The sequence below is a fragment of the Methylotenera sp. G11 genome, from assembly GCF_000799735.1.
In the GTDB taxonomy this organism is placed as follows: domain Bacteria; phylum Pseudomonadota; class Gammaproteobacteria; order Burkholderiales; family Methylophilaceae; genus Methylotenera.
Genome location: NZ_JUHH01000001.1, coordinates 2,334,419 through 2,356,235, shown reverse-complemented (window position 1 = coordinate 2,356,235; position 21,817 = coordinate 2,334,419). Strand labels below are relative to the sequence as shown.

Below are 21,817 nucleotides of genomic sequence, written 5' to 3'. Positions count from 1 at the left end.
TTATAAATACCAGGGGTAATCATGAAATCAAATGCTTCATTCAAACTCAACATCATCTTGGCCTGCGTCACGATGGCAATTTCCGGTATGGCACAATCTGCCTATGCGGAAGAAGAACCGTTAGCAGAATATACGTTTCTGGAATCGATCAAAGATGGCAAACCGATGACCAACTTCCGCCTGCGCTATGAGTCTATCGACCAGGAAGCATTCCAGCCGGCACCCAATGGCACCCAAAAGCTAGACAACACCCATGCCTTTACACTGCGCAGCCTGATCGGCTGGCAGACTGCCCCATTCCACAATTTCAGCTTTGCCGCACAACTCACGGACGTGCATGAATTCAACCACAACTTTAACGACCGCCGCGAGAACCTGAGCGAACCGGGCAAGGCAAACTACGCCAATATCGTAGACCCTAGCTTTACCGATGTGAACCAGCTGTTCCTGGATTGGACCGGCATCAAGAACACCAGGGTGCGTCTTGGCCGCCAGCAGGTGAACCTGGACAATGTGCGCTTCATCGGCGACATCGGTTTCCGCCAGAACATGCAGGTGTTTGACGGCGTATCCGTGCTGAACAAGAGCATTCCGGATACGGAAATCTTCGCTGCACACTTTGACCAGGTGCGCCAGATCAACACAGAACTGCGTCAGGGCGATATCGAAATCGTGAACGCCAAGTACCGTATTTCGCCTAGCGAGTCACTGGTGGGCTACGCTTACCTGGTCGATGTTGCAAACCTGGGGCAGAACAACGGCAATCCGCTTGCCGATGGCATTGCCGCGCAAGGCGGCAATGGCTTGGGTGCCAGCCAGGATCTGGTCAAGACAGCCACCACGGACGCCAGCTCAAAAACATTCGGCCTGCGCCTGGATGGCGTACGTGCCATCGACGCCACCTGGAAAGTGCTCTATACCGCTGAATATGCCAAACAGTCTGACTATAAAGACGGTAACGATCTGATTGACGCACACTACTACAAACTAGGCGGCGGCGCGATGTACAACACCTGGTCAGTCAGGATCGACCAGGAAAAGCTCTCCAGCAACAACGGCAAATATGCATTCCAGACCCCGCTGGGTACAAACCACCTGTTCCAGGGCTGGGCTGACCACTTCCTGGCGACCCCGCGCCAGGGCATTGAAGACACATTCGTCACGGTTGCCGGCAGTATCGGCAAAGCCAAGCTGCAGGCGGAATACCATGTATTCAAGTCCGATGAGAAATTCCAGTCCATCGGCAAGCTTGGCGATAAATACGGCACCGAGTTCGATGCCAGCGTCATGTATCCATTTACTGACAAGATCAGCGGCAAACTTGAATACGCAAAATTCAACGAATCCGATGTTTATGGCAGCCTTACCAGCGCAGCGCGCAAAGGCGACAAAGAAATCGTCTGGGTAACCGGCATGTACACGTTCTAATACAACGCCCTGCGACATCCTGTGCCATTAAAGCCACTATTTTAATGGCACAGGTATCGCCAGATTAACCGGCACCTTGATAAAACGGCTTATCAGAATAAGGCACCGGCCAGTCATTACCACCCAGTATTCATCGCTCACCAACGACGGTGACCTCTAACCCATTGCATCTTTTAACAATTGCATAAGGAGCAGTCATGTCCAGTAACAGTAAGCCCAATAAAAACCAACAAGCAGGCACGCTGAATAAATATCGCGGCATTATATTAGCCGTCTCACTTTTCCTGGTTTTCAACCTGGCCGTGCTAGGCCTTAACTTCTACACTTCATCTACGCTCGATAGCGATGCGGTATCCATCAACCTTTCCGGTCGCCAGCGCATGCTTTCGCAACGTACGGCCAAAGTGCTGCTGTCTATTCAGGTCGATGCCGCGCAAGGCAGGTTTGACCCGAAAAACACCGAAGAACTCAAAAAAGTCAGCACCCTGTTCGACACCACGCTGAATGGCTTTAAAACAGGCGGCACCGTAGTTGGCGGCGACGAGAAACCCGTATTGCTGCAAAAAGTGAGTGGCGATGCCGCGGTCAAGGCCGTGGATGCTGCCCTGCTGATCTGGCAGCCATATAAGCAACTGCTACAGCCGGTGATTCAAAGCAGCGTAGTAGATGAGGTGACGCTGGACATTGCCACCGACTATGCACGCGCAAACAATCTCAAGCTGTTAAAACTGATGAATGACCTCACCACACAACTGGAGCAAAACACAAAAGCCAAAGCCGGCAACCTGCAGCTGATCCAGACCATTGCGCTAGTGCTGTCCCTGCTGCTGTTTGCCAACATTGTATTCAATGCGCTGCGCAAGCTGCGCTCAGCCGATGGCGAGATTGAAAAAGCCCAGCGCGAAACCGCCGAGATACTGAATACGGTAAAAGAAGGTTTGTTCCTGCTGGATCCGGAGTTAAATATAGGCAGCCAGTTTTCCAGTTCCATTGGAAAAATCTTGCAGCATGAAGTCAGCGCTCACATGCCGTTCATGCCGATTCTGGAGCAACTGGTTTCAGCCGAGATTTACACCTCGGCCAAAGATTATATTCAGTTGCTGTTCGGCAACAAGGTGAAAGAGAACCTGATGCTGAGCCTGAATCCGCTCACGCAGGTAAAAGTGCAGGCGAAAACCGATACGGAACCGCGCTACCTGAGTTTTCAGTTTAACCGCGTGGTTGAAGATAAACGTGTTCTGCACCTGCTGGTCACCGTGCAGGATGTCACCGAACAGGTCACCCAGGCGGAAGAGCTCGCCGCACTGAAAGGCCAATCGAGCATTAATCTTGAATTGCTGAAAAAGTTGCTGCAGGCCGATACATACCAGTTACAGGACTTCCTGAGCCATGCCCATGACAGCCTTGAATCGCTGAACGGCATACTGGCCAATGCGGATAAACGTGCAGCGAATCATGCCGACCTGGCCAACCAGTGCTTCCGCATCATTCACGCCATCAAGGGCGAAGCGGCGGCCATGGGCTTAGTCGCGATTGAAACACTGGCACATGAATTTGAAGAACACCTGGTAACGCTGCGTAAAAAGGACGAGTGGGATGCGCAGGAAATCCTGAGCCTGCCGGTGATGCTCAGCGGCATGCTTGAACAGATCAGGCAGATTGAAACGATTTCAACCGTGATGCAGGCGCATCATCAGGCTAACAACAGCGCAGCCAAACCGCCTTCCATCTCGACCAGCGTTGGCAGCAACCTGCAACGCCTGGCAGAACAGGTAAGCCAAAGCCAGAACAAGAAAGTGCAGCTGAAACTGGAAATTGACCTGCTCGACCAGATGGACACCAAAACCGTGCATCAGTTACAGCAGATCGGTATCCAGTTGATACGCAACGGCATCTGCCATGGCATTGAGTCACCCGACATCAGGCTAGCAAAAGGCAAGGCGGCTCATGGCGAAATCGCCATCTTCACCCGCATGAATCAGGAAGGCGAAGTTGACTTTATCGTACGCGATGACGGGCAAGGCATCGTGCCCAGCCGCATCCGGACTGCAATGCTGTCGTCCGGAAATTATGCAGCTGACGCCGTGAATCAGTTAAGCGACAAAGAGATTGTAGGCAAACTGTTCGAACCTGGATTTTCTACTGCAAGCAGCACGGATAAAGACGCCGGCCGCGGTATAGGCATGGATCTGGTGCAATCCCTGATTAGTGAAATCGGCGGAGACCTCAAGATAGATACCAAAGCCGATGTGTTCACGCAGTTCGCATTCCGGCTTTCCAAACACGCAAAACCTTCCATTAACCTGAATGCCACAGAGGCCGTTGTATGAAACTCATGATCGTCGATGACTCCAATATCATCAGAAGCCGTATTTCAAGGATTATGACAGATGCCAAGCTGCCGCCTATCGAAATCGTGGGTACCGCTGGCAACGGCACCGATGCATTCGCGCTGTTCACGCAAGAACGCCCGGAACTGGTCACCATGGACCTGACCATGCCGGAAATGGATGGCGTGGAATGCACCACCCTGCTGGTTGAATTCAACCCTGAGGTAAAAATCCTGATCGTATCCGCCCTCAGCGACAAAGCCACCGCGATTGAAGCACTTAAAAACGGCGCCAGCGGGTTCCTGTACAAACCATTTACCGATGAAGAACTCGTGAACGCCTTACTGGAGCTAATAAAAGAATGAGCGACTTAAGCGAAAAAGACATTGAAATCTTTATTGAAGCAATAGGCGGCTATTTCAAACAGATTACAAAAGAAGCGGCATCGGTCGGCGTGGCATACCTCGCCAAAAACGCATTCCCGATGAACGACTACACCGGCATGATCAAAGTCAGTGCAGACTACGAAGGCGCGCTCTACTTCTCGGCGCCCAGCGCCATGCTGCGGCACTTGCTCACGGTCATGAAAGAACCCAACCAGTCTGATGAAAACCTGCTGGATGCCGTAGGCGAAATCGCCAACACCATCTCAGGCAACGCACGCAAATATTTCGGCGAAAACATGGTCATCTCCATACCGGAAAAAATCGCGCACCTGCCAGAAAACCTGGACCACCAGGCACGCCCCTATGCCTATGTGATCATTATTAAATGGAAGCATTACAGCGCATCACTGATAGTGGATATTTCAAGAATCCGTTAAATGCAATAGCGCCCGGCACTCATTGCTGCCGGGCGCTACCAGCCTTTAAACGACCTGTATTCACTGGCTCAGGCCATGTTGCATGCCAAAAACAGAATAGTAAAAAATAAACCGGAAAAGTTAAAAACTTTTTTTGACAATTCACCACTAAAACACTAGAATTGCGGCCTTGCTGAAATACAAGCAAACAAGTTTACAAGGTGATGTAGCTCAGCTGGTTAGAGCACAGGATTCATAATCCTGGGGTCGAGGGTTCAAGTCCCTCTTTCACCACCAATAAAGACGCCCCATTCGAAAGAATGGGGCGTTTTCTTTTCTGCAAAGCAGCTTTAGCTATAAATCGTGGTCTGACCCTTATTAATTTTGACCCTTATTAATTTTATTTAGATGTAAAACGCCTGAAGCCTTTAAAGCATGGAGCCAAAACTTAGGTCATGAAAGCGTATTAACAACTTTTTATAGCGATGGATCTGTGAGCGCAGAGCATCAGGCGGAAATCTTGAGGCATGCCAGCATTTCTATAGTTTCTAATAGATCAGATGAAACCGCGGACGTAAGCGTCTTTATCCAGATGCTCAATGAAAAAGGATTAAAGCTGACTTCATCCGTAGGCTAAACTATCGACGATTTCAATTGGTCACAGCCATCTTTAGCATCAATGAGATATATAATTCTTGCCGAGACTAGATTATCTTTGCCTGTACAATGCAAAAACAATCTAGTTAGATGACTATTTAAAACAAATTTAAACAAGAGTACAACAATGACAAGCATCCAACAACGCGCCGAACTGCAACGCCAAATTTGGCAAATTGCCAATGATGTGCGTGGCTCTGTCGATGGCTGGGATTTTAAGCAATATGTACTCGGCACATTGTTCTATCGCTTTATCAGCGAAAACTTTGCTAACTACATCGAAGGTGGCGATGATAGCATCGATTATGCCAAGCTCGGTGATGACGTGATCACCGCAGAAATAAAAGACGATGCTATTAAAACCAAGGGGTATTTCATTTACCCTAGTCAGCTATTTACCAATGTTGCCGCCAAGGCCAATACCAATGAAAGTTTAAATACCGATTTAGCCAACATCTTCTCCGCGATAGAAAGCTCAGCTAACGGCTACCCATCAGAAGAAGATATTAAAGGCTTATTTGCGGATTTTGACACCACCAGCAATCGCCTAGGTAACACCGTTAAAGATAAAAACATGCGATTGGCTGCGGTGCTCAAAGGCGTTGAAGGTCTTCGTTTTGGCAATTTTGAAGATAACAAAATCGACCTGTTTGGCGATGCCTACGAGTTTTTAATTTCCAACTATGCCGCCAATGCAGGTAAGTCAGGCGGTGAGTTTTTCACACCACAGCATGTGTCTAAACTCATTGCACAACTGGCCATGCACAAACAAACCAGCGTCAATAAAATTTATGACCCAGCGGCGGGTTCGGGCTCGCTATTGCTGCAAGCAAAAAAACAATTTGACGACCATATCATTGAAGAAGGCTTTTTTGGTCAGGAGATCAACCACACCACCTACAACTTGGCACGGATGAATATGTTTTTGCACAACATCAACTACGACAAGTTTGATATTGCGCTGGGTAATACCTTATTAGACCCGCATTTTGGCGATGAAAAGCCCTTTGATGCCATCGTCTCCAACCCGCCTTATTCAGTCAATTGGATAGGTAGCGACGACCCCACGCTGATTAACGATGAGCGCTTTGCCCCCGCAGGTGTGTTGGCACCAAAATCCAAGGCGGACTTCGCCTTTGTACTGCATGCGCTCAGTTATTTATCTAGCAAAGGCCGTGCTGCCATTGTCTGCTTTCCGGGTATTTTTTACCGTGGCGGAGCTGAGCAAAAAATACGCAAATACCTGGTTGATAACAATTATGTTGAAACCATTATTTCGCTCGCGCCCAATTTGTTTTTTGGTACCACCATCGCCGTCACTATTCTGGTGCTCTCCAAACACAAAACCGACACCAACACCCAGTTTATTGAGGCCAGCGGCCTGTTTAAAAAAGAAACCAATAACAATATCCTCACCGATGCTCATATTGAACAAATTATGCAGGTTTTTGATAGCAAGATGAATATCGATCACCTCGCCAAATCTGTACCCTTTGAGCAGGTGGCCGCCAACGATTACAACCTATCGGTGAGCAGCTATGTCGAAGCCAAAGACAACCGCGAAGTGGTGGACATTGCTCAGCTCAATGCAGAGCTGAAAACCACCGTGGCTAAAATTGACCAGCTACGCAAAGAGATTGATGCCATCGTCACCGAGATTGAAGGCGAGGAGCTGTAGGCATGAGCAGCGTGAAATTTATGGACAGGCTGCTGGATGGGGTCGAGGTGGAATGGAGAGCACTCTGGGAAGTCACGACGTGGGACAAAAAATTTAATGCAGTTGAAAGTCATAAGCAACCCAATGTTATCAAATACCACTATTTCCTTGCCAAAGAGCTAAATTCATTGGTAACTATAGACGGCAATGTAAAGCTATTAACAACAAACATATCGAATAAATACACAACAGAGGAACTGGCTGGAGATAAAGTTAGCGATGGTGAGGTTATAGCTATTCCTTGGGGTGGGGATGCAGTAGTTCAGTACTTTAAAGGAAAGTTTTTAACATCAGACAACCGTATTGCAACTTCTAATGACACAAATTACTTGAACACCAAATTTCTCTACTATTTTTTGCTGAACAACCTTGAAATATTAAGTTCATTTTATAGAGGCTCAGGGATAAAGCACCCGAATATGGCTGCTGTTCTTGATATAAAAATCCCCATTCCCTGCCCAGAAAACCAAAAAAAATCGCTTGAAATTCAAGCGGAAATTGTCCACATTTTGGACAGTTTTACGGAGCTTACAGCGGAGCTTACAGCGGAGCTTACAGCGGAGCTTACAGCCCGAAAAAAACAATACAACTATTACCGCGACCAGTTGTTGAGTTTTGAAGAGGGGGAAGTCGAGTGGAAAACTTTGGGGGAACTTGCAGAGAATCTTGATTCGATGCGTAAACCTATAACCAGCGGTTTAAGAGATGCAGGTGAAATTCCTTATTACGGTGCATCTGGAATAGTTGATTATGTAAAAGACTATATTTTTGATGGTGATTATTTACTTGTTTCAGAAGATGGTGCAAATTTAGTTGCTAGAAGCACACCGATAGCATTTAGTATAAGCGGTAAAAGCTGGGTAAATAATCACGCCCACGTGCTTAAATTCAATACATATGCAGAGCGAAGATTTGTTGAGTTCTATCTAAATAATATGGACTTAACGCCATACATCTCAGGGGCAGCTCAACCTAAATTAAACCAAAAGAACTTAAACAACATCTCCATTCCAAATCCTTCACCTTCAGAGAAAATCCGCATCGTCGCCATCCTCGACAAATTCGACGCCCTGACCAATTCCCTCACTGAAGGCTTGCCCCGCGAAATTGCATTGCGCCAGAAGCAATACGAGTATTACCGCAATTTGCTGTTGAACTTTCCCAAGCCTGAAGAAGTAGCGGCATAGCATGGGACAGACATTAACTGAAATTGCCCAGCAACTGAAGGATGCCAATAAAAAGGTTCAACTTATCTATGCCTTTAATGGCACTGGCAAAACGCGCCTTTCTCTAGAGTTCAAGAACCCACTTGCAGAAGAAAATGATGCTGAAGAGGAAGATAATGCCGAAGCATCAGAGCTGTCACGTAAAAATATTCTTTATTACAACGCCTTCACCGAAGACCTGTTTTATTGGGATAACGACTTAAACGGTGATCAAGATAGAAAGCTAAAAATCCACCCCAACGTTTTCACCAAATGGGTACTCGAAGAACAAGGACAAGGTCCAAAAATAATTGATCACTTTCAAAGGCTAACGAATACCAACATTGAGCCTAAATTTAGTGATGATTTCACTGAGATTTACTTTGCAATACGAGGTGACGAGCATAGAGTCCCCATTAAGATTTCTAAGGGTGAAGAAAGTAATCTGATTTGGTGCATTTTTTATAGCCTTTTAGATCTGATTGTAGAGGAGCTAAGTAGCCCTGAAGATGATAGAAGCACCAATGATTTCAATAAATTAGAGTATGTGTTCATTGATGACCCTGTGAGTTCACTCGATGATAATCATCTAATTGAGTTGGCAGTTGATTTAGCGAAGCTGGTTAAAAATTGTTCTGCTGACTTAAAATTTATCATCACGACACATAACCCACTTTTTTATAATGTCCTCTCCAATGAGTTTAATAACAAGCTGGCTAAAGACCCAACTGCTGACAACATTGAGTGGAAATATAGACCAGCGGAGGCACAAAAATCCCGTTTGGATAAGAGTGCTGATGGGACATTTGTTCTCACGAAGCTAGACGGTAAAACGCCATTTTCATATCACTTGCTTTTGCTATCTGAGATTAGAGACGCTATTAGTAGCAACCAAATTAGAAAATACCACTTTAACTTTCTGAGAAATATCTTGGAAAAAACAACTACTTTTTTAGGCCATGATAAATGGGAAAATCTTCTACCCAAAGAAGCGGACGGTAATCCAGACGTTTTTGCCAATCGACTTCTAAACCTTTCAAGTCATTCTGCACACGCGGGTGAAGAGACTGGTGAAGTAGGAGCAAAGGATAAAGAAAAACTAGAAGAGCTCGTTAATTTTTTAAGTAGTGAATATGGATTCAGGAAACAGAATGCACAAAATGAGTGATTACAAAACGATTGCTGAATCCACCAATTTTATCGTTTTAGATAAATACACAAAGGAATGGCAGGTCAACCAATCTTATCAAAGTGAATATGATTTAGAACGTGAGTTTATTGCTGACTTGCAGAAACAAGGCTATGAATACTTGCACGACTTAAAAACCAGCAAGGCGATGCTTGCCAATGTGCGTGAACAGCTACAAACGCTGAATAAAGTGCAATTTTTAGACGGTGAATGGCAGCGTTTTATTGAAACCTACTTAGACAAACCTAGCGATAGCATTACCGACAAAACCCGAAAAATTCATGACAACTACATCCACGATTTTGTGTTTGATGATGGTCATATCCAGAACATTTACCTGTTAGATAAAAAGAATATTGCTCGTAATAAAGTGCAGGTGATTCGCCAGTTTGAGCAAAAAGGTACGCAGGCTAACCGCTACGATGTTACGGTGTTGGTGAATGGCTTGCCTTTGGTGCAAGTGGAGCTAAAAAAACGCGGGGTAGCGATACGCGAGGCGTTTAATCAGGTACATCGCTACAGCAAAGAAAGCTTTAATACTGAAAACTCACTATTTAAGTATTTGCAGATTTTCGTGATTTCTAACGGCACGGATAGCCGTTATTTTGCCAACACCACCAAGCGCGATAAAAACAGTTTTGATTTCACCATGAATTGGGCGAAGTCTGACAACACCTTGATTAAAGACTTAAAAGACTTTACCGCCACGTTTTTTCAAAAAAATACCTTGCTCAATGTGTTGCTGACTTACTCGGTGTTTGATGTAAGCGACACATTGCTGGTAATGCGCCCTTACCAAATTGCGGCGACTGAGCGTATTTTGTGGAAAATCAATTGCGCCTACCAAAGCAAAAGCTGGAGTACGCTGGAAGGCAGTGGCTATGTTTGGCACACCACAGGATCGGGTAAGACCTTAACTAGCTTTAAAGCAGCACGTTTGGCGACGGAGCTGGCTTTTGTTGAAAAGGTTTTCTTTGTGGTTGACCGCAAAGACCTCGATTACCAAACCATGAAGGAGTATCAGCGCTTTTCACCTGATAGCGTCAATGGTTCTGACAGCACTGCGGGGCTCAAGCGTAACCTTGAGAAAGATGATAATAAAATCATCGTCACCACCATTCAAAAACTTAATAACTTGATGAAAAGCGAAGGTGACTTGCCGATTTACAACCAGCAAGTGGTGTTTATTTTTGATGAATGCCACAGAAGCCAATTTGGTGAAGCTCAAAAAAACCTAAACAAGAAGTTTAAAAAGTTCTTCCAGTTTGGGTTTACAGGTACGCCAATTTTTCCTAAAAACGCTTTGGGGGCAGAGACTACTGCCAGTGTGTTTGGGCGTGAGCTGCATTCGTATGTGATTACCGATGCGATACGCGATGAGAAGGTGCTCAAGTTCAAGGTGGACTACAACGATGTGCGCCCACAGTTTAAGGCGATTGAGTCTGAGCAAAATGAAAAAAAACTCACGGCCGCAGAAAACAAGCAAGCCCTGTTGCACCCTGACCGCATTAAGGAGATTTCGCAGTACATCTTAAATAACTTTAGGCAAAAAACACATCGTTTAAGTGCAAATGGAAAAGGCTTTAATGCCATGTTTGCCGTAAGCAGTGTGGATGCTGCCAAGTTGTATTATGAGTCGATAAAGAACTTGCAGAAAGAAAGTGCAAGACCACTCAAAATTGCAACAATTTTCTCCTTTGCTGCTAATGAAGAGCAAGACGCAGTAGGCGATATTGTTGAGGAGAGTTTTGAACCTTCAGCAATGGATAGTAGCGCCAAAGAGTTTTTAAGTGCTGCGATTACTGATTACAACGCTATGTTTAAGACTAATTTTGGCGTTGATAGCAAAGAGTTTCAAAACTACTACCGCGACCTTGCCTTAAAGGTAAAGAATCAGGAAGTAGATTTACTGATTGTGGTGGGTATGTTTTTAACTGGCTTTGATGCCCCCACCTTGAACACCTTGTTCGTAGATAAAAACCTACGTTTTCACGGTTTGATGCAAGCCTATTCACGCACCAATCGTATTTATGATGCCACTAAGACCTTTGGCAATATTGTGACGTTTAGAGATTTAGAACAAGCCACGATTGATGCGATTACCCTGTTTGGCGACAACAATACTAGAAATGTGGTGCTGGAGAAGAGCTACAAAGAATATATGGAAGGCTATACCGATGTAGCGACGGGTGAAGCACGACGCGGTTATTTGGACGTGGTGACAGAGCTGCAAGCGCGCTTCCCTAACCCTGACGAGATTGTTAAAGAACAAGATAAAAAAGATTTTGCCAAGTTGTTTGGGGAGTATTTACGCGTTGAAAATATTCTACAAAACTACGATGAGTTTGCCAGCTTGAAAGACTTGCAAGGTCTGGATTTAAGTGACGCTAAGGCTGTAGAAGCCTTTAAAGCTAAATACTATTTAAGCGATGATGATTTGGCAGTCATGCAAGCGATTAAGGTACCAGCCGAGCGTACCATTCAAGATTATCGTTCAACGTATAACGATATTCGCGACTGGCTCCGCCGTGAAAAAGCAGCCAATGAAAAAGATGCTTCTACCATTGATTGGGATGATGTTGTTTTTGAAGTGGACTTGCTTAGATCACAAGAAATCAATCTGGATTACATCCTTGAGCTGATTTTTGAACATAATAAAAAGATAAAAGATAAGGCCTCACTGGTTGAGGAAGCTCGGCGAGTTATTCGTGCAAGCATAGGCAACCGCGCCAAAGAAAGTCTGATTGTTGATTTTATTAATCAAACCAACTTGGACGAGATTTTAGACAAAGCTAGCATCATTGAAGCTTTCTTCGCATTTGCACAAGCTGAGCAACAACGTGAGGCTGAAGCTTTGATTGCTGCTGAGAGTCTCAATGCTGAAGCTGCCAAGCGCTATATCGCGGCATCATTAAGACGTGAGTATGCCAGTGAAAATGGCACAGAACTTAATGCTGTTTTACCAAAGATGAGCCCACTGAACCCACAGTATCTAACAAAGAAGCAGAGCGTATTCCAAAAAATTTCTGCTTTTGTTGAGAAGTTTAAAGGTGTGGGCGGGCAGGTTTGATGTTAGACAAACACTGCTTCGCCATCCAAGTTGAGAATACGTCATGACGGTATTTATAAAATTTAAGGCAGCATCAACCCATTGATCTAATGGCTTGCAAGAGTTTGTTTGGTTGACTCTTTCCCACCAATAAAGACGCCCCTTTCGAAAGATTGGGGCGTTTTCATTTATACGCCATGGCACACTAAAAACCTCTCGATTAAAACCAAGCAATAAATCGTGGCCTGCCCCCTGCTATTTCTTAAATTTAAGCTGCCTGCAGTTCAGCAGGCTTCACCTTCGCATTGAATTTACTTCTGGCTTGCCACAAATCATAAGAAGCTTGTGCTGCCAACCATAAGTTGGCACTGCCGCCATTCTCGATACCTAGCCATTTTTCTATACGTAAAGCCATCTCAGGTGAAATAGCGGCGTGTCCGTTAAGCACACGTGATAAAGATGGGCGAGCAACACCAAGTTGATCTGCTGCCTCGGTCACGCTCAAGCCGAGGGCGGGGAGAATATCTTCTCTCAAAGTTTCGCCAGGATGTGGCGGATTATGCATTCTGCTCATATCAATTCCTTTCTAGTGATAGTCCTGATAATCCACCAGGATCGCATCTTCACCGTCAAACATAAAAGTCATTCGCCAGTTACCGTTTACCGTTACGGCATAATGTCCAGCTAACTCACCTTCTAAAGAATGAAGCCTCCATCCTGGTAAATTCATATCCGCAGGTGCTTTAGCAATATCTAAACGCACTAACTGGCGACTTAATTTAGAAGCGTGATCGGGTCTTATCCCCGCTTTGCTTCCACTCTCAAAGAAATCTTTGAGCCCTTTATGTTTGAATGTTTTAATCATTTTTTATTTACAATTTTAAATACTGTAACGCGTAACGTTACGGATGTCAATACAATTAGGCATGCCGTTGAAGTGGCAATATCAAAGCTGACTGTTTAACGCCAAATTGTGCAGTAATGTAATCTGTAATTTTTTGCATCGGGATACGCAACCTCTCCACATCGGTAATGATATAGCCAGCAGTCACATCATTAGTCATCTTATGATTAAGCAATCTAAAAAATTTTACTGTCCAATAAATATAATGCATACAAGGGAGTGTGCTGGTGACTCTTTCCCAATAAAGACGCCTTATTCGAAAGAGTGGGGCGTTTTCTTTATATACGCCATGGCACACTAAAAACCTCTCGATTGAAACCAAGCAATAAATCGTGGCCTGCCCTGTTGTTTCTTGAGTTAATGAAATTAACAATCATTAATAATGCTTATTCAGCTATCAGAATATAATGTTTCATTAAAATAAAATGTTCAAAGCCCGCCTGATGATAGATAAATGCTCAGACTATCTGCTGCACAAGAATAAAGATAAAAATATTTTATATAAAAATAATAAAAATCTTTGGTGGTCGCCAGAATTAAACCGCTGGATGTGCAGCAATCCCGATACCATTAGATTGATCTTGAACGATGCGAATTATGCGGTGCATGACTACAAGATTGACACCATTCTGCAAAGATTCAATTTTGAACTGCAGCACGTTTCAAGGCTGGTTGATTATTTCCCTATAGCCAAGAACGGGGATGCGCATAAAGCCATCCGCAAGCGCTCCGCTGTTGAGATACTGAAAAATTCAGATGCGGCGTTAGAGACTTTCACCACGGTACTGGATAGCAGAATGCAATTGCTATCCGTTCACCAGTCGGCCGATATCGTTAAGGATATTTTAAGACCTTCGTTAACGGCATGTTTATTGGTGTTGTCGGGAATCAACAATCTAGCGCCACACATCAGCTTTGATTCGCTATCACAGATTCTCGATGAGACCCTGTCTTTAAATAAAAGGATCCAAATAAATAAAATTATTGCGGAAATACTTAACTCATTTCCCGAAAACATGAACGATGATGATAAATACTTCCGTATATCGTTATTGGCACTGGGGGCGGATTCTTTAATAGGGACGATCACTGAGTCTGTAGCTTATATACTTTCAAAGAACCAGGATAAATCATGCAGTAATATCGCGTGGGACTCAGAAATCCCTTCGACTGGCGTGCCTGTCATTGAAAGAATATCGATCAGGGATAACACAATGGGCGGGGTCAATGTATTATCCGGGCAAAGAGTCAGGCTTTATCTTGATTCCGCAGGCTATCAGCAATCTGAATTTCCAAGTTATGCACAAATCTATTTTGCAACAGGCGTGCACACCTGCCTGGGCATGCCAATCGGCAGAAAAATCTGGGATATTGTTAAGAGCAGATTTGAAAAACTGGAAAAGAAATTAATCATCAATACGATGGAATATCGCACCCCGGACAATGTTTTTAATATTTATGAAAGTATAAAGGTGGATATCTATGACTGAACATCAAAAAAAACTATGCGAGATATTCGCTGAAATATCAAACAACAAGAGCAACATTCAAATATCGCTAGACACTAAAATCCGCGATTTAAGGCTGGACAGCCTTGACGTGCTTGACCTGCTGATGAAAATCAATAATGACCTGGGCGTTGATATTGCTATCGAAAATTTCATGCTCTGTGAAGATGTATCCTCGGTAGATGCAGAAATGGCCAGAATCAGAAATGCTGGCCCGGTTTAAGAAAAAACAGCACAAACTATCAACGCTGCTGTTAAAAGTCATTATCGATAGTCACCTGTTTATTTGCCTTAGGCTAAATAAGAACCAGGGCTCCCAGTTCTATTTCAGGAAAAACTGGGAGGCATTGTCGAACCATCCTGTCGTCAACTTTTTACTGGCACGGCTTGAAAATCATTACCAGCTAAGCAAGCCCGAGCTACTCCTGGGCTGCATCACCAGAAGGTTAAGAAAATTCAGGATTGCTTATGTGCCGGATGTGGTTTTTGACCACAAGCAGTTGATCAACATCACTTCCACCAATGAAGTGATCATATTGCTTACCGTGCATAATGAGTTTGCGCTGACGACCAGGGTGCTCTCGGATCTGGGATGCAATGTCACCACTATTGCATACGTCCCCGAACAAATCGCCAGCGGAAAATTCGTCAGGTCAGGCGTAAAGTCTGCTGTAAATATCATTAACAGCGATGCGTACTGCCTGGCAAAGCTAAGCAAGGTGATTCACAACCCCGGCGTTATATGCTGCGATGTAGACTTTCCGGATGAAAACGGCAAATGCCGCTATATCAGTCCAGCACTATTTGAATTTGCGCATCGCTTCAAACTGCCTTTGTATTTCTGCAAATACAAAATGCTGGCAGATGGCAGCATCTGCCTGGAAATATCCGAACGTTCGGATGCATCTTCGGCTGAGGATTGCGTGGATAATTTTATAAGCTTCATTAACGCTTCTGCAGCTTTTAAAAAAGACTTATCCGCCAAACGGTACATTTTTGAATAAGCAGGCACCAGCCCTGTCTAGCCTGAAATTCACCAGTAATAACGCCATCCTTGTGGCTGAGCCGGCAACTCTGGGGCTGCGTGCTTTTTCGTCCCACGCAGCCGCAGGTTCATGGCACAATCAACAAAATCTCCCAGAAAAACCTATGCCGGCATCAACCGCACACATAAAATTACGTATTCACCCACAGATGAAACAATTAATTAACCATATGAAATAATTCATTAATTATTACTGATTAATATGAGCGCATATATTGATATGCAATATATTTTCTCCAATTTTATAAGCGCTTCCTTGCAGAAGCGCTATTTTTTTGCCCGGCAATCACGCCCACGCCGCCACACCCCAGAAATATCATTAAAACTCCTTCATGGCCGCAATAAGTGCATACGCATATTGACCGATCAGGCTTAAAGGCGGATATTCAATACCAATCTTATTGACACGCTTGCTCAGAGAAAAAGACCATGAATCTTCATCCTGTAAAATCAGTCATCCGCTCACCTGCACTTGCCTTATTCCTGCTATCGCTAACCAGCCCAGCCCTTGCCGACGGATCAGCAGGCAACGACATTTCTCGCGGGAAACTACTCTACTCCCTGCACTGCATATCCTGCCATAATGAACAGCCGCACTGGCTTGCCAATAAAAAAGCTGCCGATTGGCCCAGCCTGGTAGCCCAAGTAAATCTATGGCAAAACATTGCCAACCTTAAATGGGATCACAACGATATTGAGAATGTCGCCAGGCACCTGAACACGCTTTACTATCACTACCCGGTTGCCGACACGGTCGCCCGCAAAAAGTAAATCCCCAGCTTTATTGCAGAATTTTCAGGCAAGGCTGTGCATCAATGTTTCTCCACAAAAACTGTGGATAACTTTGTGATTACTTGTGTAATAAATCCGTAACTAACAGATTTATAACGATTTCTTATAATCGCACAAAATTTAAACCTATAAATTAATCGTTTAAAATCAATTGGTTACAAAACAGATGTTGATTGGTAAGGATTTTTTTGCTTTCCCGCCAATTAATTTTTAATGATGTGCATAACCAGAGGCCTTTATTTACCTGCCTTTCACGCATTGCAAGTGTTTTCAGCAGATTTTACAAATTATTTACATTTCAAAACACGTAGGCAGCTACCTTAGCTGAACTTAGGTGTTGCTTTGGCAATCATAGTTACATTGGTTTTATATAGTGGCATGACCTGCCTGCTCACGACTCATTAACAATCATTCACTAAAGGACCCATAATGAAAACACTACCAATCCTCGCTATATCTTCATTACTACTAGGTCTGGTACAGACTGCCTATGCAGACCACCACGAAATGAGCGGCGACCATGCCGGGGCGCAAATGCACAGTTGGCAAGATGCTGATGCAAATAAGGATGGTGTCATCAGCAAAGAGGAGTTCATGGCAAAACACCAGAAACAGGCCGAGAAAATGTTCTCTAAGCTGGATGCCAACAAGGATGGCAAGGTAGATGAGGCTGAACGCAAATCCATGCATGACAAATGTGAGCGCCATGCAAAATAATTAGATCGCCAGTTCAGGCTCAAACCGGTCAGGGTTCGCATGACCAAGAGGGTTGTTGCATAAATTGAGCAGCTACCCTCTTTTTTTTATCTCATGTCACCCTATTCCGGCCTAACCTTAAATGGCGCACGCTGCTCCAGTTCATCGGTGTAGGCATCTACACCTTCTGATTCACGACGCACGAAGTCTGCAATCACGCGTGCAAACTGGGGGTGCGCAATTTTATGGTATGAACAGGTCGGCCTGGGTTTAAAACCGCGTGCCAGCTTATGCTCACCCTGCGCACCTCCCTCAAAATATGCAATATTTTCACGAATACAGAACTCCTGCGCCTGATAGTAACAAAGCTCGAAATGCAGATTCGGCACATACGATAATGCACCCCAATAGCGCCCATACAGCGTTGTTCGATGGTAAATATTCAACGCCGCGGCCACCGCCTCATTGTCGGCATAAGCCAGTATCAGCAGAATATTCTGCGGCATAGTCCTGCCGATCTGTTCAAAGAAAGCCGGTGTCAGATAGGGTGAAGAATGGTGTTCGAAATAAGTATTCTTATAACACCGATAAAAAAATGCCCATTGCTCAGGCGTGATATCCGCACCTTTGACTTGCTTGCAAACAATGCCTGATGCCGCGATCCTGTTACGTTCCTGACGGATCTTTTTGCGTTTGTCATGGCTCAGGACATTCAGAAATGCGTCAAAATCCTGAAAATTCTCATTCTGCCAGCGGAACTGTACGCCGTCGCGTTTCAGCCACCCCGCTTGATTGAGTGCATCAGCAGAATCATTGTCCGGAAACAGCACATGCGCGGAAGATAGCTGCTGTGCATCCATGATCTGCGTCACTGCTGCCAGCATCAGGCCTTGAATTTCCGACCGGCCGCCCAATAATCTCTGGCTGGTAATCGGGGTAAACGGAATGGCAGATAACAGTTTAGGGTAATAACGCAGGCCGTTACGCGCATAAGCCTCGGCCCAAGCCCAATCGAATACATACTCACCGTATGAATGGCTTTTAATATAAAGCGGCATGGCGCCTGCCAGTTTGCCATCATCCAGCACCAGCATATGGCTGGGTTGCCAGCCAGTCTCGCCTCCTACCGAGCCTGAAGTTTCAAGCGCACTCAGGAAAGCATGGCTTAGCAAAGGCATGCCACCGGTGAGCGCATCCCATTCGGCAGCATCCACGGCTGCCATGCTCTCTGTAATTTGCAGTGTTAAATGCATCCAGACCTTAAAACGCTTGCAAAAAGACAAGCTTCAAAGGAGTTAAGTTAACAGCTAAGTTTACTGCGGGCAACTGCCAACATTAATGGCGTTACTTGTTGATGGCATTACTTGAAGAAATCGAGATACATCGATATAAAAATGATCAACGTGAAAAAGCGGCTAGTGCTGCGGGATTTGGCTTGCGTTTGAAGCGGAAGGGCGAGAGGGATTAGAGCGATTTCTTTTTAGAGTTATTGTTGGCCTGCTTGCTTTTTGGCTTGGCCACAGACGCCGCTTCAGCTTCCATCAGTTTCTGCTGCTTCTGCTGCTCAAGCGCCGCATCCGCAGCTTTTCTACGTTCGATGATACGCGCCTGCGCTTCAACCAGCTCGCCTAATGAAATCAGGTTATCCTGATTGGTATCCACACTATTGAAATGTCGTGCAATCTGAGGCAGTTTTTCCGTGGCCTCCTGCCTGTCGAGCGTACTGTCACCATCCATATCCGCTTCAAAGAAACGGGTTTCTATGCTTTCCTGCATGGCACGGCGGCGCTCTTCAATCTGGTCATGGCTGGGGTCTACAGAACGCGCATAATCATCCAGCGCCTTGCGCAGTTTTTCTCTATGTTCGGGACTAAAATTGAGGTTGAGGGTTTGCTGCAAACCCTCATTTTTCTGGGCATCTTCTGATTGGCGATCTTCATCTACCGTGCGTTTGGATTTATCCACCGGAGTAGCCAAATTGCTTCTGCCGCCAGCAGTGACGCTGAACGACAGCCCTAAACCTAAGCACATAGCCAGACAGACGACTTTAGATATAGACATATTATTTTGCAAAATTAAATTCAAAGAATCAACTTTCCAACATCAACCATACCGGTTTAAGAGTATCGTAATCATGAATGACGATTGTAAATTGAATGTTTCACTAAACAGTCAAATTGTAAGCATTTGTAAAAATCAGGCCGTTTTATTGCATCCTTTATTTAATCCATGAACTAGCTACTTTGCCGACAAAACTTTAATATTCGGTTCAATTAGCTTACACTTCGTTTACTGCAAAATTTAAGGTATAGGACTTACAAATTGCAGAAAAATTCTATTAAAAATTAAGGTTCCAACACATTATGACCGACCAGAACAAAAGAATCTTGGTAGTAGATGATGACGTGCGCCTACGCGAACTATTGCAACGCTATTTAACCGAACAGGGCTTCACCGTTAAAGTGGCAAACGACGCAAAAGAAATGGACACGGCATTAGCAAACGAATCTATTGATCTCATTGTTTTAGACCTGATGCTGCCTGGTGAAGATGGCCTGTCCATCTGCCGCCGGATAAGAGGCAGCGGCACAATGCTGCCGATCGTGATGCTGACGGCGCGCGGCGATGAAGTGGATAGAATCATCGGGCTGGAAATGGGTGCGGATGACTACTTGCCCAAACCTTTCAATCCGAGGGAACTGCTGGCGCGCATCAATGCAGTGCTGCGCCGGCATGAGCGCATCGTACCGAGCGCGCCGGCCAGCAATACAGAAAATATCACCATCGGTGATTTTGTCTTTAACGCATCCACCCGCTCACTGACCCAGAATGGCAACAACATTGCCATTACCAGCGGCGAATTCGCTTTACTCAAGGTATTTGTAGACCACCCGCGCCAGCCGCTCTCAAGGGACAGGCTCATGCAACTGGCGCGCGGACGCGAACTGGATGTATTCGACCGCAGTATAGATGTGCAGGTATCGCGCCTGCGCAAGCTGATCGAAACCGACCCGGCGCATCCGCGCTACCTGCAGACCATGTGGGGCTTTGGTTACGTCTTCATCCCTGATGGCGAGGTAGACTGAATATCAGGCGCTGGCACCCGGTTTTCCTGAATTGGATATTCTTTAATTCACATGTCATGCGCCGCCTGTAACCAACGTTTTCTTCAGGTTAACCTTGCGACTTTTACCAAAAACACTGCTTGCTAGAATCATGCTGCTTATCGCCGTTTTACTGGCGGTAGGACAATTCGCGTCGCTAAAGATTTTTGAATACTTCGAACGCGAACCGCGTGCCGAAGCAACCGCCTTGCAGGCGGTGACGGTGGTCAACTACACCCGCGCCTCGCTCATCGCCTCACAGGAAAACCTGCGGCTTGCCTTGCTGTCAGAGCTTACCGGCAAAGAAGGCGTGCGTATTTACTACGCAGACTTTATGGAAGAAATCGAGCCGCTGCCGGATGACCCGTTCATTAAACTGGTGGCGGAAAAAATCCGTGAGCGTCTGGGTGCAGAAACGATTATTACCGTGAAACACTACGGCATTGAAGGACTCTGGGTCAGCTTCGGTATCGGCCAGGATGACTTCTGGGTGGTCATTCCACGCATCCATGTAGAACGCCCCTTCCCCTGGCAGTGGCTGGGCTGGGGTGCATTGGTACTGGGCCTGTCGCTCGCCGGCGGTTACTTGCTCGCCGCCCGCATCAACAGGCCACTGAACTTGCTGGTAAAGGCAGCCAATCGGCTGCGTAACGGTGAACAGCCGGAGAAACTGCCAGAAGACAGCGTGACGGAGCTGCGCGCCGTAAGCAGCACTTTCAACAAAATGGCGGATTCACTGGCAGAACTTGATGCCGAAAGAACCCTGATACTGGCAGGGGTGTCGCATGACATCCGCACCCCCCTGGCACGGCTGCGCCTGGCTGTAGAAATGCTGCCGGACCAGCAATGCAGCTACCTCAAGCATGGCATGATTGAAGACATTTCCGATATGGATAACATCATCAATCAATTCCTGGACTTTGTTCGCGGTGCTGAAGGCGAGCACACGCAGATGGTCGACATCAACACCCTGCTGCAAGCGCTGCATGACCGCCAGGCCAGGGCGGGACGTGATTTAGTGATACAACTCTCGCCCACGTACGCCGTACCTATCAAACCGCTGGCAATGCAGCGCCTGCTGGATAACCTGGTAGGCAATGCCTACGCCTATGGCGGCGGTCAGGTACGTGTCGCAAGTGAGATTCAGGCCGATAACATCATTATCAGCGTATTTGACAACGGCCCCGGCATCCCGGAAACGCACCTGAAAAAGCTTTTACGCCCGTTCGAACGCCTCGACAAAGCACGCAGCAATGTAGGCGGCAGCGGTCTGGGGCTCGCCATTGCGGAGCGCATCGCAAAGCTGCACCAAGGCACGCTTGAACTGCTTAACCGTCCGGAAGGCGGTCTGGAAGCCAGGTTAAGCATCCCTATCAAGAACGCGTGATTCC

At 45.8% G+C, this 21,817-nt stretch carries 20 protein-coding genes, 1 tRNA gene and 1 pseudogene; 17 read left to right on the top strand and 5 right to left on the bottom strand.

What is annotated here, in order from left to right; translation table 11 throughout:
• Nucleotides 1–21: 21 nt before the first annotated feature.
• The 9 genes from GQ51_RS11035 (at nucleotide 22) to GQ51_RS10995 (ending at nucleotide 12,398) form a co-directional block, all read left to right on the top strand.
• Nucleotides 22–1,428 (top strand): alginate export family protein, encoded by a 1,407-nt coding sequence (locus GQ51_RS11035; RefSeq protein ID WP_047552940.1) that lies wholly within the window; start codon nucleotides 22–24, stop codon nucleotides 1,426–1,428.
• 197 nt (nucleotides 1,429–1,625) lie between these two features.
• A complete protein-coding gene (locus GQ51_RS11030; RefSeq protein WP_047552937.1) occupies nucleotides 1,626–3,758 on the top strand; it encodes an ATP-binding protein in 2,133 nt (710 codons plus the stop codon).
• Nucleotides 3,755–4,123, top strand: coding sequence for a response regulator (locus tag GQ51_RS11025; protein ID WP_047552934.1), 369 nt, complete (start codon nucleotides 3,755–3,757; stop codon nucleotides 4,121–4,123). The genes GQ51_RS11030 and GQ51_RS11025 overlap by 4 nt, the downstream gene beginning before the upstream one ends.
• Nucleotides 4,120–4,581, top strand: a complete 462-nt coding sequence (locus GQ51_RS11020; protein WP_052177816.1) for a chemotaxis protein CheX — start codon at nucleotides 4,120–4,122, stop codon at nucleotides 4,579–4,581. The genes GQ51_RS11025 and GQ51_RS11020 overlap by 4 nt, the downstream gene beginning before the upstream one ends.
• 199 nt (nucleotides 4,582–4,780) lie before the next feature.
• Nucleotides 4,781–4,857: transfer RNA gene (locus tag GQ51_RS11015), tRNA-Met, on the top strand.
• A 487-nt stretch (nucleotides 4,858–5,344) separates the two neighbouring features.
• Entirely contained in the window at nucleotides 5,345–6,895 is a 1,551-nt protein-coding gene (locus tag GQ51_RS11010; protein ID WP_047552931.1) for a type I restriction-modification system subunit M, read from the top strand.
• 2 nt (nucleotides 6,896–6,897) lie between these two features.
• Nucleotides 6,898–8,121, top strand: a complete 1,224-nt coding sequence (locus GQ51_RS11005; RefSeq protein WP_047552929.1) for a restriction endonuclease subunit S — start codon at nucleotides 6,898–6,900, stop codon at nucleotides 8,119–8,121.
• A 1-nt stretch (nucleotide 8,122) separates the two neighbouring features.
• Nucleotides 8,123–9,307 carry an AAA family ATPase gene (locus tag GQ51_RS11000; protein WP_047552926.1) on the top strand — a complete coding sequence of 395 codons (1,185 nt, stop codon included), beginning with the start codon at nucleotides 8,123–8,125 and terminating at the stop codon, nucleotides 9,305–9,307.
• Nucleotides 9,300–12,398 carry a type I restriction endonuclease subunit R gene (locus GQ51_RS10995; RefSeq protein WP_047554167.1) on the top strand — a complete coding sequence of 1,033 codons (3,099 nt, stop codon included), beginning with the start codon at nucleotides 9,300–9,302 and terminating at the stop codon, nucleotides 12,396–12,398. Before GQ51_RS11000 ends, GQ51_RS10995 begins: the two co-directional genes overlap by 8 nt.
• A gap of 247 nt (nucleotides 12,399–12,645) precedes the next feature.
• On the opposite strand, the gene GQ51_RS10990 is transcribed toward GQ51_RS10995, so the two are convergent.
• The 3 genes and pseudogenes from GQ51_RS10990 to GQ51_RS12585 all read right to left on the bottom strand — a co-directional run.
• A complete protein-coding gene (locus tag GQ51_RS10990) occupies nucleotides 12,646–12,951 on the bottom strand; it encodes a HigA family addiction module antitoxin (protein WP_047552923.1) in 306 nt (101 codons plus the stop codon).
• A 12-nt stretch (nucleotides 12,952–12,963) separates the two neighbouring features.
• A complete protein-coding gene (locus GQ51_RS10985) occupies nucleotides 12,964–13,242 on the bottom strand; it encodes a type II toxin-antitoxin system RelE/ParE family toxin (RefSeq protein ID WP_047552920.1) in 279 nt (92 codons plus the stop codon).
• Nucleotides 13,243–13,297: 55 nt separating this feature from the next.
• Nucleotides 13,298–13,459: pseudogene (locus tag GQ51_RS12585) on the bottom strand (integrase); the annotation flags it as partial.
• A gap of 247 nt (nucleotides 13,460–13,706) precedes the next feature.
• On the opposite strand from GQ51_RS12585, the gene GQ51_RS10975 reads away from it, so the two are divergent.
• The 6 genes from GQ51_RS10975 (at nucleotide 13,707) to GQ51_RS10950 (ending at nucleotide 17,343) form a co-directional block, all read left to right on the top strand.
• The gene (locus GQ51_RS10975; protein WP_047552914.1) at nucleotides 13,707–14,771 is read left to right on the top strand and encodes a hypothetical protein; all 1,065 of its coding nucleotides are present in this window, start codon (nucleotides 13,707–13,709) and stop codon (nucleotides 14,769–14,771) included.
• Nucleotides 14,764–15,012: a phosphopantetheine-binding protein gene (locus GQ51_RS10970; protein WP_047552912.1), complete on the top strand. Its 249-nt coding sequence runs from the start codon at nucleotides 14,764–14,766 to the stop codon at nucleotides 15,010–15,012. The genes GQ51_RS10975 and GQ51_RS10970 overlap by 8 nt, the downstream gene beginning before the upstream one ends.
• Nucleotides 14,972–15,793, top strand: a complete 822-nt coding sequence (locus GQ51_RS10965) for a hypothetical protein (RefSeq protein ID WP_160280010.1) — start codon at nucleotides 14,972–14,974, stop codon at nucleotides 15,791–15,793. The genes GQ51_RS10970 and GQ51_RS10965 overlap by 41 nt, the downstream gene beginning before the upstream one ends.
• Nucleotides 15,786–16,013 (top strand): hypothetical protein, encoded by a 228-nt coding sequence (locus GQ51_RS10960; RefSeq protein WP_047552906.1) that lies wholly within the window; start codon nucleotides 15,786–15,788, stop codon nucleotides 16,011–16,013. The genes GQ51_RS10965 and GQ51_RS10960 overlap by 8 nt, the downstream gene beginning before the upstream one ends.
• A 250-nt stretch (nucleotides 16,014–16,263) precedes the next feature.
• Nucleotides 16,264–16,605, top strand: coding sequence for a c-type cytochrome (locus tag GQ51_RS10955; RefSeq protein ID WP_047552903.1), 342 nt, complete (start codon nucleotides 16,264–16,266; stop codon nucleotides 16,603–16,605).
• Between the two features lie 450 nt (nucleotides 16,606–17,055).
• A complete protein-coding gene (locus tag GQ51_RS10950) occupies nucleotides 17,056–17,343 on the top strand; it encodes a calcium-binding domain-containing protein (protein ID WP_047552900.1) in 288 nt (95 codons plus the stop codon).
• 101 nt (nucleotides 17,344–17,444) lie between these two features.
• On the opposite strand, the gene GQ51_RS10945 is transcribed toward GQ51_RS10950, so the two are convergent.
• Nucleotides 17,445–18,575, bottom strand: a complete 1,131-nt coding sequence (locus GQ51_RS10945) for a GNAT family N-acetyltransferase (RefSeq protein ID WP_047552897.1) — start codon at nucleotides 18,573–18,575, stop codon at nucleotides 17,445–17,447.
• Nucleotides 18,576–18,786: 211 nt separating this feature from the next.
• On the bottom strand, nucleotides 18,787–19,383 hold the full coding sequence (locus GQ51_RS10940) for an EF-hand domain-containing protein (protein WP_235276212.1): 597 nt from the start codon (nucleotides 19,381–19,383) through the stop codon (nucleotides 18,787–18,789).
• 302 nt (nucleotides 19,384–19,685) lie between these two features.
• Between GQ51_RS10940 and ompR the strand changes: the two genes are divergently transcribed.
• Both ompR and GQ51_RS10930 read left to right on the top strand, forming a co-directional pair.
• The gene (gene ompR / locus GQ51_RS10935) at nucleotides 19,686–20,408 is read left to right on the top strand and encodes an osmolarity response regulator transcription factor OmpR (RefSeq protein ID WP_047552893.1); all 723 of its coding nucleotides are present in this window, start codon (nucleotides 19,686–19,688) and stop codon (nucleotides 20,406–20,408) included.
• A 130-nt stretch (nucleotides 20,409–20,538) separates the two neighbouring features.
• A complete protein-coding gene (locus GQ51_RS10930) occupies nucleotides 20,539–21,813 on the top strand; it encodes an ATP-binding protein (protein ID WP_047552891.1) in 1,275 nt (424 codons plus the stop codon).
• The last annotated feature ends 4 nt before the right edge of the window (nucleotides 21,814–21,817 follow it).